This is a genomic window from Streptomyces sp. MAR4 CNX-425, from assembly GCF_048656465.1.
Classification (GTDB): Bacteria; Actinomycetota; Actinomycetes; order Streptomycetales; family Streptomycetaceae; genus Streptomyces.
This window is the reverse complement of record NZ_JBMDLF010000009.1, coordinates 337,405-354,040: the sequence shown is the minus strand read 5'-3', so window position 1 is coordinate 354,040 and position 16,636 is coordinate 337,405. Positions and strand designations below refer to the sequence as shown.

General features: G+C 76.7%; 9 protein-coding genes and 1 pseudogene. 6 read left to right on the top strand and 4 right to left on the bottom strand.

Going from position 1 to position 16,636, the window contains the following annotated elements; translation table 11 throughout:
* Both ACHZ99_RS25140 and ACHZ99_RS25135 read left to right on the top strand, forming a co-directional pair.
* A partial coding sequence (locus ACHZ99_RS25140) for a polymorphic toxin type 28 domain-containing protein (protein ID WP_420306995.1) occupies positions 1-4,014 on the top strand: 4,014 nt, incomplete at its 5' end.
* A gap of 25 nt (positions 4,015-4,039) precedes the next feature.
* Positions 4,040-4,639 (top strand): pentapeptide repeat-containing protein, encoded by a 600-nt coding sequence (locus tag ACHZ99_RS25135; protein ID WP_420306994.1) that lies wholly within the window; start codon positions 4,040-4,042, stop codon positions 4,637-4,639.
* Between the two features lie 135 nt (positions 4,640-4,774).
* Here the strand turns inward: ACHZ99_RS25135 and ACHZ99_RS25130 are convergent, their stop codons facing one another.
* Together ACHZ99_RS25130 and ACHZ99_RS25125 are read right to left on the bottom strand one after the other, a co-directional pair.
* Entirely contained in the window at positions 4,775-6,382 is a 1,608-nt protein-coding gene (locus tag ACHZ99_RS25130; RefSeq protein WP_420306993.1) for an MFS transporter, read from the bottom strand.
* A 35-nt stretch (positions 6,383-6,417) separates the two neighbouring features.
* Complete coding sequence (locus tag ACHZ99_RS25125) at positions 6,418-7,005, bottom strand: NAD(P)H-dependent oxidoreductase (protein WP_420306992.1); 588 nt, start codon at positions 7,003-7,005, stop codon at positions 6,418-6,420.
* 173 nt (positions 7,006-7,178) lie between these two features.
* Here ACHZ99_RS25125 and ACHZ99_RS25120 point away from each other — a divergent pair, with 173 nt between their 5' ends.
* Positions 7,179-10,853 (top strand): BTAD domain-containing putative transcriptional regulator, encoded by a 3,675-nt coding sequence (locus ACHZ99_RS25120; RefSeq protein ID WP_420306991.1) that lies wholly within the window; start codon positions 7,179-7,181, stop codon positions 10,851-10,853.
* A gap of 38 nt (positions 10,854-10,891) precedes the next feature.
* Positions 10,892-11,395: an SUKH-3 domain-containing protein gene (locus ACHZ99_RS25115; protein WP_420306990.1), complete on the top strand. Its 504-nt coding sequence runs from the start codon at positions 10,892-10,894 to the stop codon at positions 11,393-11,395.
* 46 nt (positions 11,396-11,441) lie between these two features.
* Here the strand turns inward: ACHZ99_RS25115 and ACHZ99_RS25110 are convergent, their stop codons facing one another.
* Complete coding sequence (locus ACHZ99_RS25110) at positions 11,442-12,386, bottom strand: hypothetical protein (protein WP_420306989.1); 945 nt, start codon at positions 12,384-12,386, stop codon at positions 11,442-11,444.
* Between the two features lie 342 nt (positions 12,387-12,728).
* Entirely contained in the window at positions 12,729-14,159 is a 1,431-nt protein-coding gene (locus ACHZ99_RS25105) for a gamma-aminobutyraldehyde dehydrogenase (RefSeq protein WP_420306988.1), read from the bottom strand.
* A 301-nt stretch (positions 14,160-14,460) separates the two neighbouring features.
* Here ACHZ99_RS25105 and ACHZ99_RS25100 point away from each other — a divergent pair.
* Both ACHZ99_RS25100 and ACHZ99_RS25095 read left to right on the top strand, forming a co-directional pair.
* Positions 14,461-15,195: pseudogene (locus ACHZ99_RS25100) on the top strand (ABC transporter ATP-binding protein); the annotation flags it as partial.
* Positions 15,196-15,356: 161 nt separating this feature from the next.
* Positions 15,357-16,592 (top strand): hypothetical protein, encoded by a 1,236-nt coding sequence (locus ACHZ99_RS25095; RefSeq protein ID WP_420306987.1) that lies wholly within the window; start codon positions 15,357-15,359, stop codon positions 16,590-16,592.
* Positions 16,593-16,636: the final 44 nt, after the last annotated feature.

Below are 16,636 nucleotides of genomic sequence, written 5' to 3'. Positions count from 1 at the left end.
CGGGCCGTCGACAACGCCCAGGGCGGCCTCGAAGCGGCCAAGAAGATGGCCGCGGACGCGAAGAAGATGCGCGAGGACGCGGCGTCGGAGGCGAAGGACAAGCTGGAGGACGCCTCCGACGCGGGCATCCAGAACCGCAAGTGGTGGGAAGAGGCGGTCGACTGGGTCAAGGACAACTGGGACACCATCGTCAGCGTCTGCAAGGTGATCGTCGCCGTCCTCGGCATCGTCGTCCTCATCATCGGCGGCCCCCTGGCCTGGGTCGTCCTCGCCGCCGCCCTCGTCGTCCTCGCCGACACCCTCTACAAGTACATGAACGGCCAAGCCTCCCTCTTCGACGTCGCCATGGCCGCTCTCGACTGCATCCCCGGGTTGAAGGGACTGACCTCGCTGGCCAAGCTGGGCAAGGGCCTGAAGAGCCTCAAGGGCGGCCTGGCCGGGCTTCGCGGTATGAAGAACGCCGTCCTCGGCCTGGCCAAGCGCGGCCGCACCATGATCGACGACGCGGCCCAGGGCGCCACGACCCGGCTGAAGAACATCGTCTCGAAGTTCACCGATCCCGTGGACCTGGCCACCGGCCAGATGTACCTGCCCCAGACCGACATCGAACTGCCCGGGCTGCTCCCGTTGAACTTCACCCGCCGGCTGGGCTCCACCTACCGGGCGGGCCGCTGGTTCGGCCCCACCTGGGCCTCCACCGCCGACCAGCGCCTGGAAACCGACGACCGGGGCGTGGTGTTCGTCACCGAGGACGGTCGGCTGCTCGCCTATCCGCACCCCGCGGCCGCCGACACCCCGGTGTTGCCCGAGCAGGGCCCCCGCTGGCCCCTCGCCCGCCTGGAATCCGGCGGCTACACCGTCACCGACCCTGTCGCCGGCCACACCCGGTACTTCGCCCGGCCCGACGACGACGGCCTGGGTGTGATCGAGCGAATAGCCGACCGCAACGGCCACACAGTCGCCTTCACCTACGATGACGAAGGTGCCCCCACCGGCATCCGCCACTCCGGCGGCTACCACCTCGTCCTCACCACCGAGGCCGGCCGCGTCACCGCCCTGAGCCTGGCCGGCGCGGCCGACGACGGCACCGACCTGGTCGTCAAGAGCTTCGGCTACGACATCGCCGGCAACCTCACCGAGGACGTCAACTCCTCCGGCCTGCCGCTGGTCTTCACCTACGACCACCGGCTGCGGGTGACCTCCTGGACCGACCGCAACGGCCACCGCTACGACTACACATACGACGGCGAGGACCGCTGCGTCGCGGAAGGCGGCGCAGCCGGCCACCTCGCCCTGACGATCGACTACGGCGCCACCGACCCCGCCTGGCCCGGTGCCACCGTCACCACCCTCACCACCGCCCAAGGCGCCGTCACCCGATTCGTCGTCAGCGACAACTGCCAGATCGTCGCCGAGATCGACGCGCTCGGCCACACCACCCGCACGGCGTACGACGCACACCACAACCTCACCGCCGAGACCGACCCCCTCGGCCTGCGGTTCGTGCACGAGTACGACACCGACGGCAACCTGCGCGCCCTGGTCCGCCCGGACGGCACCACCACGAGCCTCGACTACGCCGCCCCCGGCCTGCCAACGCGGGTGACCGCGCCGGACGGAGCGACCTGGGTCCAATCCTTCGACGCGGCCGGCAACCGCCTCTCCGTCACCGACCCGTCCGGCGCCACCACCCGCTTCCACTACGACGAGCAGGGCAGGCTCCGAGGCGTCACCGACGCGCTGGACCACACGGTCCTCGTCGAGAACAACGCGGCCGGCCTGCCCGTCGCGACGACCGACCCGCTCGGCGGCACCACGCGCTACGAGTACGACGCCTTCGGGCGTGTCCGCACGGTGACCGACCCCCTGGGGCACACCACCCGGGCGACGTGGAACGCGGAGGGCGGACTCACCTCCTACACGATGCCGGACGGCACGACCGAGTCCTGGACGTACGACCCCGAGGGCAACTGCGTCGGCCACACCGGCCCCGCCGGTGCGACGACCACCTACGAGTACACGCACTTCGACCAGCTGAGCGCCTACACGACGCCCGAGGGAGCGCGCTACGAATTCACCCACGACGCGAGCCTGCGGCTCACGTGCGTCAGGGACCCGCTCAGGCGCCTGTGGCGGTACGTGTACGACCTGGCGGGTCGCCTCGTCGCGGAGACCGACTTCGACGGCAGGACAACCGAGTACGTCCGGGACGCAGCGGGCCGCGTCACGGAGTCCGTCACGCCGCTCGGGGAGCGCCTCACCTACGAGTTCGACGCGCTCGGCAACGTCGCGTGCAAGAACGCGGCCGGTGCGGAGACGACGTACACGTACGACGCGGCCGGACGGCTGCTCACCGCCGCCGGCCCGGACTCCATCGTCACATACGAGCGCAACGAACTGGGCCTGGTGACGCGGGAGAGCGTCGACGGCCGCAGTCTGTCGTTCGGCTACGACGCCCTCGGCCGCCGGGTCCGGCGCGTCACCCCCTCCGGTGCTCTGACGACGTACGACCACGACGCCGCCGGCCGCCGCGAGGCGGTCACGGCGTCGGGGCACACGCTGCGCTTCGGGCGGGACGCGGCGGGCCGCGAACTGACCTGTCTGCTGGACGGCTCGCTGACCGTGGAGCAGCGGTGGGACCCGGTGGGGCGACTGCACGCGCGCACGGTGACCGCCGGGGAGCGCACAGTCCAGCAGCGCACGTACACCTACCGCGGCGACGGCAATCTCGTCGCCGTACACGACCGGCTGGCCGGCATGAGCCGGTTCGAGATCGACGCCGTCGGCCGCGTCACCGGCGTCGCCGCCGCGGGTGACTGGACGGAGACGTACGGGTACGACGCCGTCGGCAACGTGTCGCGGGCCACCTGGCCCGACCACCACGCCGACGCGGCGGCCGCCGGCGAACGCCGTTACGACGGCACACGCGTCCGGGGTGCCGGTGCCCTGCGCTACGACCACGACGCCGCCGGCCGACTGGTGGCCCGTACCCGCAAGCGGCTCTCCCACAAGCCGGACACCTGGCGCTTCGCCTGGGATGCCGAGAATCGCCTGACGCAGGCGACGACCCCGGACGGCGCCGTGTGGTGCTACCGCTACGACCCGCTCGGCCGCCGCGTCGCAAAGGAGCGGCTGAACGCCGAGGGGGAGGTGGCGGAGCGGATCGAGTTCACCTGGGACGGGGCCGTGCTCGTCGAGGAGACGACGCGCACCGCGGAAATGCCGCACCCGGTGACCCTGACGTGGGAGCACGACGGGTTCAGCCCGATCGCGCAGGCGGAGCGCATCACGGACGCCACCGACCAGCGGGAGATCGACTCCCGGTTCTTCGCCATCGTCACCGACCTGGTGGGCACTCCGCGGGAACTGGTGGACGCGGACGGGCGGATCGCCTGGCGCGCGCGCAGCACCATCTGGGGGTCCACCGCCTGGTCCGCCAGGAGCACGGCGTACACGCCGTTGCGGCTGCCCGGCCAGTACGCGGACCGGGAATCCGGGCTGCATTACAACCTGCACCGCTATTACGACCCCGCGCTCGCCCGCTACGCCACGCCGGACCCGCTCGGCCTGTCGCCGGCGCCCAACCCCGTGGCGTACGTGCACAACCCGCTGACGTGGTCGGACCCCCTGGGACTCTCCCCGTACAGCAGCCGCAAGCTGGGCCTGAGCGATGCGGCCCAGAACGCGATCGCGAAGCTGGAGAACATCAAGAAGGACCCCATCGGCAGGATCAACAGTATGCCGAACCACAACCACTACAGCGCGGCCCGCCGGGAGGCCGCGGGCGAGGTGGTGGCCGTGAAGCAGAGCGGTGTGCCGTTCGACCACATCGCGGACCTGACGAACGCGAGGAACGGTCTGGAGAACGTGCGCAAGGTGTTGGTCAAGGAGATGGACGTACTGCCGGAGGGGCTGACGGAACGCGGCCTCGACGTGCTCATCAAGAAGCACGACGAGACGGTCTACCATCTCGACCGGCTGAACGGCTTCCTCTCGTCCATCGGCCATCGTTGAACGGCGCACGACGTATCGGAGGATCATGGACGACGGGCACGACGCGCACATCGCCGAGGACCGGCGCCGCTGGACCACGCCCGACGGGGCGGCCGCCGTGGAGCGCGTCCTGCACGCCCTGCGTGGCGGTGCGGACTGGCGGGACGTCTCCGCCGAGTTCTCCGGTCTCGGGGACCGCAGGGACCTGCGGGGCGTCCCGCTCGCCGACGCGGACCTGCGCGGGGCCGACCTGCGGGACGCCAACCTCAGCCACGCCGTGTTGCGCGACGCCCGGCTTGACGGTGCGGATCTGTCGCTGTCCCACCTCGCGGGGGCCGACTGCGCGGGGGCGTCGCTGCGCCGCGCGGTCGTGGCCGAGGTGCACGCCGGCGCCGCCGTGTTCTCCGGGTGCGACCTCTCGGAGGCCCGCATGGACGGGGCCGGGCTGATGCGGGCGGCGCTCGGCGGAGCGAACCTGCGCGGGGCGTCGCTGCGGGGGGCGAACTTCGCGGGGGCGGACCTGCGGGGTGCGGACTTCGCGGACGCGGATCTGGACGGCGCGGTACTGCTGGGGGCGAAGACGGAGGGCGCGATCTTCGAGCGCGCCAGTATGACCGGAGTCCGCGGGGGGCGTCTCGCGCCGTAGGCGCCCGGCGCCTGGGGTGCGCGGCCGCGGGGCGTGGGTCCTCCGCAACCGGCGGTGCCGCGCGGCGGGGTTGGCTCCCCGCCGCGCGGCTCTCTTCCGCTCCGTACGCCGGCTGTCCGGGTCGGCGTACGGGCCTCAGCGACCGGCGTCCGCCGGCACCGGGGTCTCGTCCGCCACCGTGGCCTCCGGTTCCGCGGCCGGCGGGCCCGCGGCCGGGACGCGGCGCAGCAGCGTCACCGACAGCACCGCCGCCGCCACCGCCAGCCCCGCCGCGACCGCCGCCGCCACGTTGAGGCCGCTCGCGAACGCCGCCTTCGCCGGCGCCAGCACCGCCTCGCCCAGCGCCGCCGGCAGGTCCTCCGCCGCGGTCAGCGCGCCCGGCAGGGTGTCGCGGGCGGCGGCGTCCGCGCCGTCCGGCACGGCGGCGGGGGCGGCGTCCATCGCGGGGGCCATGTCGCCGCGGTAGACGGCGGTGCCGACGCTGCCGAGCAGGGCGATGCCGAGGGCCACGCCGAGGTCGCTCGCGGTGCTGTTGACGGCCGAGGCCGCGCCCGCCTTCTCCGGCGGGGCGGAGCCGATGACGAGGTTGGTGGCCAGGGCCATCACCGGCGCGATGCCCGGGTAGAGCAGGTAGAAGCCGGTGATCAGCATCGGCAGCCCGCCGACGCTGTCGACCTGGGTGAGGACCACGTACCCCGACGCGGACAGCAGGCTCCCCGCCGCCACGACGTACCCGGGACGCACCCGGCGGGCGAGCACCGGCGACAGCGTCGAGACGGCCACCAGCAGCACCGCCGCCGGCAGGATCCACAGCCCCGCTTCCAGCGGCGTCAGCCCCTCGACGAGCTGGAGGTACTGCGTGAAGAGCAGGTACACGCCGCCGAGCGCGACCGCGCTGAGGAGAAAGACGGCGAGGGCGCCGCTGAAGGTGCGGTCGCCGAACAGCCGCATGTCGAGCAGCGGGTCGCGCAGCCGCAGCTGCCGCCGTACGAACACGGTCGACAGCACGACGCCGAGGACGAGGGCGACGATCGCGGTGGCGTTCACGCCGTGCGCGGCCATCTCCTTCACCCCGTACACGACGGGCAGCACCGTGACCATCGACAGCGCCACGCTCGGCAGGTCGAGCCGCCCGGGCCGCGGCGCCCGGTACTCGGGCACCAGGAACGGCGCCGCGAGCAGCACCAGCGCCATCACCGGCGCGCCCGCCAGCAGCGCGGCGCCCCACCAGAAGTTCTCCAGCAGCAGCCCGCCGACCAGCGGGCCGACGGCCACGCCGACGGACACGGACGCCGCCCACAGGCCGATGGCGGTGGCGCGCTGCCGGGCGTCCTGGAACATGTTGCTGATCAGCGACAGCGTCGACGGCATCACGGCCGCCGCGCCCACGCCCATCACTGCGCGGGCCGCGATCAGCGCCTCCGCGCCGGGCGCGAACGCCGCCGCGGCCGAGGCGGCGCCGAAGGCCGCGGCGCCGAAGAGCAGGATGCGGCGGCGGCCGATGCGGTCGCCGAGGGTGCCCATCGCGACGAGCAGCCCGGCCATCATGAAGCCGTAGATGTCGTTGATCCACAGCAGTTGGCCGCTGGAGGGGCCGAGGTCGGCGGCGATGTCGGGGGTGGCGAGGAACAGCACGGTCATCGTGACGAACAGCAGGACCGTCGGCGCGAGCAGCACCGCGAGGCCGATCCACTGCCGGGGGCCGGCGCGCAGCGCGGGCGCCTCCGGGGCGTGTGCGGACATGATTTTCTCGTTTCGGGGTTCGGGGACGGTCGGGGTCAGAAGGGGTACGGGTGCGTCGCGCGGGCGGTGCGCAGGGCGCGGGCCCACCAGACGAGTTCGTCGAGCGCGCCGTCGGGGCAGTCGGTCTCGTGGACGGTCAGCGCGTGCGCCTCGGCGAGGTCGGCGCGCAGGGCGCGCAGTGCGCGCGGGGCGCCCTCCCCGGCCCGTACGTGCAGCGCCACCGGCCGGGCCTTGAACGCCTCCGCGCACCACACCAGCGCGCGCCGCAGCGGCCCGGCGGAGTGCGGCGGGGCGGCGGCCGGGGCCGGGGCGACGACGACGAACCCGTCGGCGGCGTCCAGCCACGGCCGCAGCTCCCGTACCGCGGGCGGCTCCGGCGCGGCGCCGGGCAGCACCCCGGGGCACGGCTCCGGCAGGCAGGCCGCCGCGAGGTCGATCAGGTCCACCTCCAGGCGGGCCCGCCGCCCCGCGAGCGCGGCGAGGCGCCGGGCCTCGGCGCCGGCCGCCCGGCCGGGCACGAGGCCGCCGAGTACGGTCAGCCGCAGCGTGCCGTCCGGGCGGTCCGCACGGTCTGTACGGTCCGTACGGTCCGGATCCGTGCCGTCCGCGGTGTCTCCGGCCATCGGCTGCCTCCTCCCGCTCGTTCGCGCCGCCGGGGACCACGTTCCGGCAGGGCGCTCCAGGTCTCCTTCGGATCCGCTTCAGGTCCGCTGCCGGTGCGTGCCGGGCGCCCGGGGCCGGGCGTGCGGCCGGGCGGCGCCGGGGCGGTGTCGGCGGGCCGGGTTACGGTGAACGGATGCGCTTCGGGGTGCTCGGTCCGCTGGCGGTGTGGACGGCCGGCGGCCAGGCGGTTCGCGTACCGGAGGTGAAGGTCCGCAGCCTCCTCGCCGACCTGCTCGTCCACGCCGGCCGCGCCGTTTCCGCCGACCGGCTCGTGGCCGACCTGTGGGGCGACGCCCCGCCGGCGAACCCCGCCGGCGCCCTCCAGACCCGCGTCTCCCAGCTGCGCCGCGCGTTGGAGGACGCCGAGCCCGGCGCCCGCGCGCTCGTCGTCTCCCGCCCGCCCGGCTACCTGCTGGACGTCGCCCCCGAGGCCACCGACACCGGCCGCTTCGCGGCCCTGACCGCCGCCGCCCGCCGCGCCGGAGGGCCCCGGGAGCGCGCGGCGCTGCTCGCGGACGCGCTCGCGCTGTGGCGGGGCGAGGTGCTGGCGGACTTCGCCGACGAGGAGTTCGCGCGGCCGGAGATCGCGCGCCTCGACGAGCTGCGGCTGACCGCGCTGGAGGAGCAGGCGGAGGCCCGGCTCGAACTCGGCGAGCACGCCCTCCTCGCCGACGAGCTGGGCGACCTCGTCGCCCGCCACCCGCTGCGCGAGCGGCTGCGCGCCGCCCAGCTGCGCGCGCTGTACCGCGCGGGGCGGCAGACCGAGGCGCTCGACAGCTACGGGCGGCTGCGCACGCGGCTCGCCGAGGACCTGGGCCTGGACCCGGGGCCCGAGCTGGTCGCGCTGCACCGGGCGATCCTGGAGCAGGACCCGGCCCTGGGCCCGCCGGCCCGGGAGGAGGCGGTGGTACGGGGCAACCTGCCCGCGCCGCACGGGGAGCTGATCGGCCGCGCCGACGCGGTGGCGGCGGTGCGGGAGCTGCTGGCGGCGGGCCGGCTGGTGACGCTGACCGGCCCCGGCGGGGTGGGCAAGACCCGGCTGGCGCTGGAGACGGCCCGGGGGCTGCCGGCGGAGTTCCCGGACGGGGTGTGGCTGGTGGAGCTGGCGACGCTGGCCCCGCCGCGGCCCGGCGGGGCGGACCGGGACGGCGGGGCGGACCGGGATGGCGGCGGCGCGCCGGGTGCCGACGCGGCGGCGGAGGTCGTGGCCGCGGCGCTGGGCGTACGGGACGAGACGGCCGGCGGCGGCCTGCTGACCGGCGCCGGCGGCGCGGCCCCGGCGGAGCGGCTGGCCGAGGCGCTGCGGACGAAGCGGACGCTGCTGGTCCTGGACAACTGCGAGCACGTCGTGGACGCCGTCGCCGCTCTCTGCGCCCGGCTGCTGGCCGCGGCGCCCGGCGTGCGCGTCCTGGCGACGGGGCAGGAGCCGCTGGGCGTCGGCGGCGAACGCCTGTGGCCGGTGGCCCCGCTGGACGTCCCGCCGCCGGTACGGGACCCGGCGGCGCCGCCGGCGGCCGGACCCGGCGACGCGGCCGCGGACCGCCCCGGCGCCCCCGGCACGGCCTCGCCGGGCGTCCCCGGCCCGTACCGCCCGGCCGCCCCGGGCACGGACACGGCCACCGCCGCCCCCGTGGGTCCGATGGCGGACACGGCGCCGCCAGGGCCCGGGCCCCGCGGCACCGCCGCGGACCGCCCCGGCGCCCGCGCCACGGCCTCGCCGGGCGCCCCCGGCCCGTACCGCCCGGCCGCCTCCGGTGCCGCCGCGCACCCGCCCACCGGCCGCGCACCGGGCGCGACCCCCGCCACCGGGCCCGCCACGGATCCCGCCCCCGGGCTCGCCGCCCTCCGCGCCTCCGGCGCCGTCCGCCTCTTCGCCGAGCGGGCCGCGGCCGCCGCCCCCGGCTTCACCGTCGACGCGGCCAACGCCGCCGCCGTGGCGACCGTCTGCCGCCGCCTCGACGGCATCCCCCTCGCCCTGGAGCTGGCCGCCACCCGCGTCCGGGCCCTCGGCGTGCACGAGCTGGCCGCCCGCCTCGACGACCGGTTCCGGCTGCTCTCCGCGGGCCCGCGCGACGCGCCCGCGCGGCAGCGCACCCTGCGCGCGATGCTCGACTGGAGCTGGGAGCTGCTGACCGCGCCGGAGCAGGCCGTGCTCCGCCGCATGTCGGTGCACGCGGACGGCTGCACGCTGCGCGCGGCCGAGGCGGTGTGCGCGGGCGGCGGCATCGCCGAGGAGGACGTGCTCGGCCTCCTCGCCCGCCTCGTCGACCGCTCCCTGGTCATGGCCGTCCCCGGCGACGGCGTGGCCCCCGCCCGCTATCACCTGCTGGAGTCCGTCGCCGCCTACGGCCACGAACGGCTCTGCGAGGCCGGCGAGTCCGCCTCCGTACGCCACCGCCACACCGCGCACTACGCCGCCCTCGCCGCCGAGGCCGAGCCCCAGCTGCGCGGCCCCGCCCAGCGGCAGTGGCTGCTGCGCCTCGACGCGGAGTCGGCCAACATGCGCGCGGCGCTGGACGACGCGGTACGCACCGGCGCCGCGGCCACCGCCCTGGGGCTGGCCGTCGACCTCGCCTGGTACTGGGTGCTGCGGGGCCGCCTCGGCGAGGGCCGCCGCTTCCTGACCACGGCGCTGACGGCGCCGCCGCCCCCACCCGCAGCCGAGGACACCGCCCCCGCCCCCGGCCCGGATTCCGTCGCCGACCCGGCGGCGGCCCGTACCGCCGCGCGCACCTGGCACGCCGCCATGACGCTGCGCCTCGGCGAACCCCTCGCCCTCGGCGCCCTGCCCCTCCCCCGCCCGGCGCCGCCCACCGCCCTGCCCGCGCTGGCCGCCGGCGCCCGGGCGGACGCCTTCCTCGGGCTCACCCGGCTCGGCCTCGGCCCGCTGCCCGGCGGGGACGACCCGCTGACCCGCGCGGAGAAGGTGTTCCGCGCCCTCGGCGACCAGTGGGGCACGGCGGCGGTGTCCAGCACGAGGGCCCGGGACGCGGTGCTCCGCGGCGACCTGCCGGCGCTCGCGGAGTACGGGGAGCGCAGCATGGCGCTCTTCGCCGCGCTCGGCGACCGCTGGGGCCAGCTGCACGCGACGTACGCCCTCGGCACGTACGCGGAGATCACCGGCGACTACGCGCAGGCCGCCCGGCTGCACCGCGAGGGCCTGCGGAGGGCCGAGGACCTGGGGCTGTGGTCGGAGGTGTCGGACAAGCTGTCGATGCTGGGCCGGGTCGCCCTGCTCACCGGCGACGTCGAGCAGGCCGACGCCCTCCACGGCCGCGCCGCCCGGCTGGCCGCCGAGCAGGGCTACGTGGTGGGCGAGGAGTTCGCGGGCATCGGCCTGGCGATGGGCGCCCGCCGCCGGGGCCGGCTGGCGGAGGCGGAGGGGCACCTGCGCCGCTGGCTCGACTGGGACCGCAAGATCGAGTCCGATGTGGGCACCGCCCTGATCCTCGCCGAGCTGGGCTTCGTCGCGGAGCTGGCCGGCGACCCGGAGGCGGCCCGCGCCCGCCACCGCGAGGGCCTGGCCTTCGCCCGCCCCACCGGCGACCCCCGCGCCTTGGCCCTCGCCCTGGAGGGCCTGGCCGGCGCGGAGTCCCTCGCCGGCGCCCCGGCCCTGGCCGCCCGTCTCCTCGGCAAGGCCGCCGCGCTCCGCGCCGCCGCCGGCGCCCCGCTGCCCCCGGCCGAACGCACCGATACGGACCGCATCCTGGCCCGGCTGCGCGCGGCGTCGGACCCGGCGGACCTGGCGGCGGAGCTGGCGAGGGGCAAGGCGGCGGAAGTGGCGGACCTGCTGCCCGACGACGGGTGACGGGGGACAATGGCCGTACCCGCCCCGAACCGAGGATCATGGCCGACGACCACGCGGAGCGCGGCGCCGCCGGCCGGCGCCGCCGGCTCACCCCCGCGGCCCGCGCGTCGCTGCGCGCGGCGGGCTGGTACCCCGGGCGGCGGGTGGAGATCGGCGACGTCGTCGCCCGGCTGGAGTCGCTGGCGGTGCCGGTGCCCTCCGCGGCCCGCGCCTTCCTCGCCGAGTACGGCGACCTCCGCCTCGTCCACGAGCCGTCCGCGGAGATCAACGGCCGTCTCGTGCGCAGCTTCACCGATACCGGTCACGCCCGGAGGACCACCGGGCACGGCGCGCTCTTCCGCGCCGCCGTCGCCGAGGCGGCGGGCGCGGCGGTGTGCCCGGTGGCGCGCACGAGCTTCCACGTCACGATCCACGTGGCGGAGGACGGCCGCTTCTACGGCGACCGGGACGCGGCCGTCTACTTCTTCGGCGCGGACGCCGCGGCGTTCCTCAACCTGGCGGTGACGGGGCGGAAGCCGCCGCTGTTCGCGGGGTTCGAGTAGCTCCACCGGACACCGGACACCGGCCGCCGGGCGGCGGTCGGCGGTGTCAGCCGCCCATCGTCCAGTCCAGGCACCGGCGCTGGAAGGCCGCCTCCTCGCCGAGCCGTACGAGCTGCTCCATCCCGTACGCGCGCACCGGCCGCGCCATCCGCACCGGCGGGTGCGCCGCGCCGGCCTCTGCCGCGGCGCCGGCGCTCCCGTCCCGTACGGCGAGGACCCCGTGGCGCAGCAGCGCGCGGAAGAGCGCGGGCAGGGCGTCGGCGGGCAGCCGCTCGTCGGCGCAGACCTCCGTCGCGTCCGGGAGGCGAAACGTTCCTGGAAAGACGCTGCACCGGGCCCAGAGCAGCTGCTCCGGGGGCGTGAGCAGGCGGTGCGTCCAGCGCAGCGAGGCCCGCAGGGAGCGCTGCCGGGCCGGCCAGCGGGGTTCCTCGACGGCCAGGTCGAGGCAGCCGCCGGGGCGGGAGAACCGTTCCAGCAGCCGGTCGGGGCGGAGCCGGGCGAGGTGGGCGGCGGCGATCCTGGCGGCCAGCGGCAGGCCCTCCAGCAGGGCGCAGACGGCGTGCAGCGCCTCGCGGTCGGCGGCGTCGGCGAGGGCGTCCGCGGGGGCCAGGCTCTCCAGCAGCGCCGCGCAGTCGGCGGGCGCCAGCGGCGCCAGCCGCAGGGTCGCCCCCCGCGGTCCCGCCGCCCACGGCCCGGGCCCCGGCCGCCGCCGCGGCCCGCCGGCCGCGCCCGGCGAGGGCGCGCCCGCACCACCCGCACCGCCCCCACCGCCCGCACCGCCGCCCGGCGGCACCCGGCTCGTCGCCACCACCCGCAGCCCGGTCCGCTGCCGCAGCAGGTCCTCCAGCCCGTCCGCCACCGCGCCGGCGACGTGCTCGCAGGTGTCCACCAGCAGCACCGCCGCGCGCCGCCCGCCGTCGGGCAGCCGGCGTGCCGCCTCCGCCAGCCGCCGGTGCACCGCCGCCGCCTCCCGCACCGGCGCCATGTCCACGCGCAGCACCTCCGGCGCGGAGCGCCGCGGCCAGGCGGCCGATCGCCTCGGCCGCGAGCGCGCTCTTGCCGACCCCGCCGGGGCCGGTCACCGTCACCAGCCGCGTGTCACGTAACAGTTCGCCGAGGCGTGCGGTGTCCGCCCGGCGTCCGATCAGCGTCATGTGGCCGTGTCCATCGTCCAGGCTGTCCGTAGCGGAAACGCGTGTGCGCCAGTTCTTCTGTGCGAGATCAGCCTGCCCCGGCCGGGCGGCCGCGGACATCGGTAGCCCGCGCGGATGGGTATACGTATCCGCGCGGGCGGGCTCCCCGGACTACCTAGGTAGCGAGCGGGCGGCCGGGCTCAGAGCGCGGTCATCACGTGCTTGACGCGGGTGTAGTCGTCGAAGCCGTACGACGAGAGGTCCTTGCCGTAGCCGGACTTCTTGAAGCCGCCGTGCGGCATCTCGGCGACCAGCGGGATGTGGGTGTTGATCCACACGCAGCCGAAGTCCAGCGCCTTCGACAGCCGCATGGCGCGGCCGTGGTCCTTCGTCCACACCGAGGAGGCCAGCGCGTACTGCACGCCGTTGGCGAACGCGAGCGCCTGCTCCTCGTCGGTGAAGGACTGCACGGTGATGACCGGGCCGAAGACCTCGTTCTGGATGATCTCGTCGTCCTGCTTCAGCCCGGACACGACGGTCGCGGCGTAGTAGTAGCCCTTGTCGCCGACCCGCCGGCCGCCGGCCTCGACGCGCGCGTGCGCGGGGAGCCGGTCGACGAACCCGGCGACCCGCTCCAGCTGCGCGGCGTTGTTCAGCGGGCCGTAGAGCGCGTCCGCCTCGCCCGGCCCGGTCCTGGTGTCGGCCGCGGCCTTGGCGAGGGTGGCGACGAACTCGTCGTGCACGGACTCGTGGACGAGGACGCGGGTGGCGGCGGTGCAGTCCTGGCCGGCGTTGAAGTAGCCGGCGACGGAGATGTCCTCGACGGCCTTGGGGATGTCGGCGTCGTCGAAGACGATGACCGGCGCCTTGCCGCCCAGCTCCAGGTGCACCCGCTTGAGGTCCTTGGCCGCGCTGCCGGCGACCTCGGTGCCGGCCCGGACCGAGCCGGTGATGGAGGCCATGGCGGGGACCGGGTGCTCGACCATGAGCCGGCCGGTGTCGCGGTCGCCGCAGACGACGTTGAAGACGCCCTTGGGCAGGATGCCGCCCATGATCTCGGCGAGCAGCACGGTGGCGGCGGGGGTGGTGTCGGAGGGCTTGAGCACCACGGTGTTGCCCGCGGCGAGCGCGGGGGCGAACTTCCAGATCGCCATCATCACCGGGTAGTTCCAGGGCGTGACCTGGGCGCAGACGCCGATCGGCTCGCGCCGGACGTACGAGGTGAGGCCGTCCATGTACTCGCCGGCGGACTTGCCCTCCAGCATGCGGGCCGCGCCGGCGAAGAACCGGATCTGGTCCAGCATCATCGGCAGCTCTTCCTCGCGGGTGAGCTCCAGCGGCTTGCCGGTGTCCCTGCACTCGGTCTCCAGCAGCTCGTCCGCCCGGGCCTCCAGGGCGTCGGCGATCTTCAGCAGCGCCAGCTGCCGGGCCCCGGGGGTGGCGTCCCGCCAGCCGGGGAACGCGGCCTCCGCGGCCCGTACGGCGGCGTCGACGTCGGCGGCGCCGGACAGCGGCGCGGTCGCGTAGACCTCCTCGGTAGCCGGGTCGATCACGTCCATGGTCCGGCCATCGGCGGCGTCCCGGAACTCTCCGTTGATGTAGTTGCGCAGACGGCGCGGTTCGCTGGTCACTGCGACCCTCCAGTTGTCGGTCCGCTGATGTGGCCCACCCTAACGGCGGGAGATTTGCCCGTCACGGAGCACCTGGACAGGAAGACTTCCGTCACCGCGCCCCTACCCTCGTTCTGCTCACGGCAGCCTCCCCCCACGCGCGCCCGCCACGCCGATCATGCCACCGGGGACCCCGCGCGGCCCTGCCACGCCGGGGGCGCGCGTTGGCGCGCATGCGGGACGCCGAGCGCGCCTCCCCCGCCGGGCGCGGGCCCCACAGGTACGGTCGGTAGTGGACTGATCACACCTGTGAGGAGCGGTCGTGAGCGATGTGCTGGTTCTGGTGGCGCGTTCCCTGCACTACGCGCACGGGGGCACCCCCGCGCTCGCCGGCGTCTCCCTCGGCGTCGCCCCGGGCGAGATCCTCGCCGTCACCGGCCCGCGCGGCAGCGGCAAGACGACGCTGCTGAAGTGCCTCTCCGGGCAGCTGCTGCCGCACCAGGGCGAGGTGTGGTTCAACGGCGGCCCCGTCCACACCCTGTCCGCCGGCGCCCGCGAGCGGCTGCGCCGGGACCGCTTCGGCTGGATCGGCACCCGCCCGGAGCTGGTCCCGGAGCTGACCGCCTGGGAGAACGCGGCGCTGCCGCTGCTGCTGGCCGGCGAGACGCACCGCGCGGCGCGCCGCACGGCGCTGGAGTGGCTGGAGCGCCTCGACGCCGCCGCCGTCGCGCGCTGCCGCCCGGCGGCGCTGCCGCAGGAGCAGCGCCAGCGCGTCGCCATCGCCCGGGCGCTCGTGGCCGGCCCGGACGTGGTCTTCGCCGACGAGCCGGCGGCGCCGCTGCGGCGCGCGGAGGGCGCGCAGGCGCTGCGGACGCTGGTGGCGGCGGCCCGCTCGCACGGGATGAGCGTCGTGCTGACCGGGGCGGCGGAGGACGCGGCGGTCACGGGGTCGGCCGACCGGACGTTCGCGCTGGTCGACGGGCGCCGGGTGGGCGAGGAGCGGCCGGGCGCGGCGGAGGCGCGGGCGTACGGGGACGGGGGCGGGGGCGGAGGCGGCGCGGAGACCCCGGTTCCGGTGGGCGGGCCGCCCACGGAGGCGGCGCCGGGGACCGCGGAGAGCGGGGCCGGGGCGGCCGCCGGGGCCGGCGAGGCCACGGAACCGGCGGGACCTGCGGGACCTGCCGGGACGGCGGGGGACACGGAGGACTCGGAGGACTCGTGCTCAGTCTCCGCCTAGCCCGCGGCTCCCACCCCCTCGTCCTGCTGCGCCGGCTGCTCGTCGCCTGCGCCTCGGCCGGCGTCGGCTTCCTGCTGCTCGCCGCGCTGGGCCACGCCTCGCCGGAGCAGCTCGCGTGGTGCGCGGTGCCGCTGGCGGCCACCGTCCACTTCGCGGTCGCGGTGGCCCGTACGGACCCGCACGCCAGGCCGTCGCCGGGGCTGTCCTCGGCCGGGTTCGGGCCGGCCGCGGCGCCGGTGGTCGCGGCGGTGACCACCGCGGTGTCGTGCCTGCTGGGCAGCGCCGTGGCGCTGCTGTTCTTCCTGCACCTGCGCGGCGACCTGTCGGGGCTGCCGTTCGACGGCGCGGCCGCAGCGCTGCTGGGCGCCGGCGGCCCCTTCCCCGCGGTCGGCGCGCTCACGCTGCTGGCCTGCGTGCCGGTGCTGGCCGCGGCGGCGAGCGCGGCGAGCCTGCGCCCGCGGCGTACGCCGGCGCCGGGCGACGGGCGCGCAGCCGCGGCGGCGGCGCGGCTGCGGGCCCGCCGGGAGGCGGCCGCCGGGGACGGCCCGGCGGTGGCCGCCCCGGGGGTGCCGGGCGCCGCCGGGGAGGACCCGCCGGTCCCGGCCGACCTGCCGTGGGGCACCGCGCTGGCGACGACGGGCCTGGCCCTCGGCGCGTACGCGGGCGGCTTCGCCGACGCCGGTGACGGGGCGGCGCTGAAGCTGCCGCTGCCCGGCGGCTCCGGCGACGCGGCGCCCGCGGTCGTGGCGAGCTGGGCGCTGATCGCCGCCGGGCTGGTTCTCGCCGGCCCCGGCCTCGTGCACCTGTGCGGCCGGCTGCTGTGCGCGCTGCGCCCGGGTGCGCTGCGGCTGCTCGCCGGGCGGGTGCTCCAGCAGGAGGCCCGCCGCGTGGGCCGCCCGCTGGGCGCGCTGTGCGCGGTGGCCACGGGCGGGGTGCTGTGCACGCTGGTGTGGCCGGACGGCGACGACGCCCGGTCGCTGGGTCCGCTGACGGTGCTGGGCGCGGCGCTGGTGGTGGGCTGCGCGGTGGCGACGGTGTGGATGGCGGCGCTGGAGTCCCGGCGCGCCCGGGCCCGTACGACGACGGCGCTGTTGCGCCTGGGCGCGTCCCCCCGCCTGCTGCGCCGCGCGGCCCTGCTGCGTACGGCGGCCCTGCTGGCGGTCTTCGCCCCGCTGGCGGCGGCGCTAGGCGAACTGGCGTCGCTGCCGCTGCGGTAGGCGCGCGGCCGGGCCCGGCCATCGCCCGCCCCACCGCGCCTTAC

What these genes read in the sequence shown, in the direction of transcription:
- ACHZ99_RS25130 (WP_420306993.1), bottom strand. Translation starts at nt 6,382, where the DNA reads ATGTCCGCACACGCCCCGGAGGCGCCCGCGCTGCGCGCCGGCCCCCGG.
- ACHZ99_RS25115 (WP_420306990.1), top strand. Translation starts at nt 10,892, where the DNA reads ATGGCCGACGACCACGCGGAGCGCGGCGCCGCCGGCCGGCGCCGCCGG.
- ACHZ99_RS25120 (WP_420306991.1), top strand. Translation starts at nt 7,179, where the DNA reads ATGCGCTTCGGGGTGCTCGGTCCGCTGGCGGTGTGGACGGCCGGCGGC.
- ACHZ99_RS25135 (WP_420306994.1), top strand. Translation starts at nt 4,040, where the DNA reads ATGGACGACGGGCACGACGCGCACATCGCCGAGGACCGGCGCCGCTGG.
- ACHZ99_RS25125 (WP_420306992.1), bottom strand. Translation starts at nt 7,005, where the DNA reads ATGGCCGGAGACACCGCGGACGGCACGGATCCGGACCGTACGGACCGT.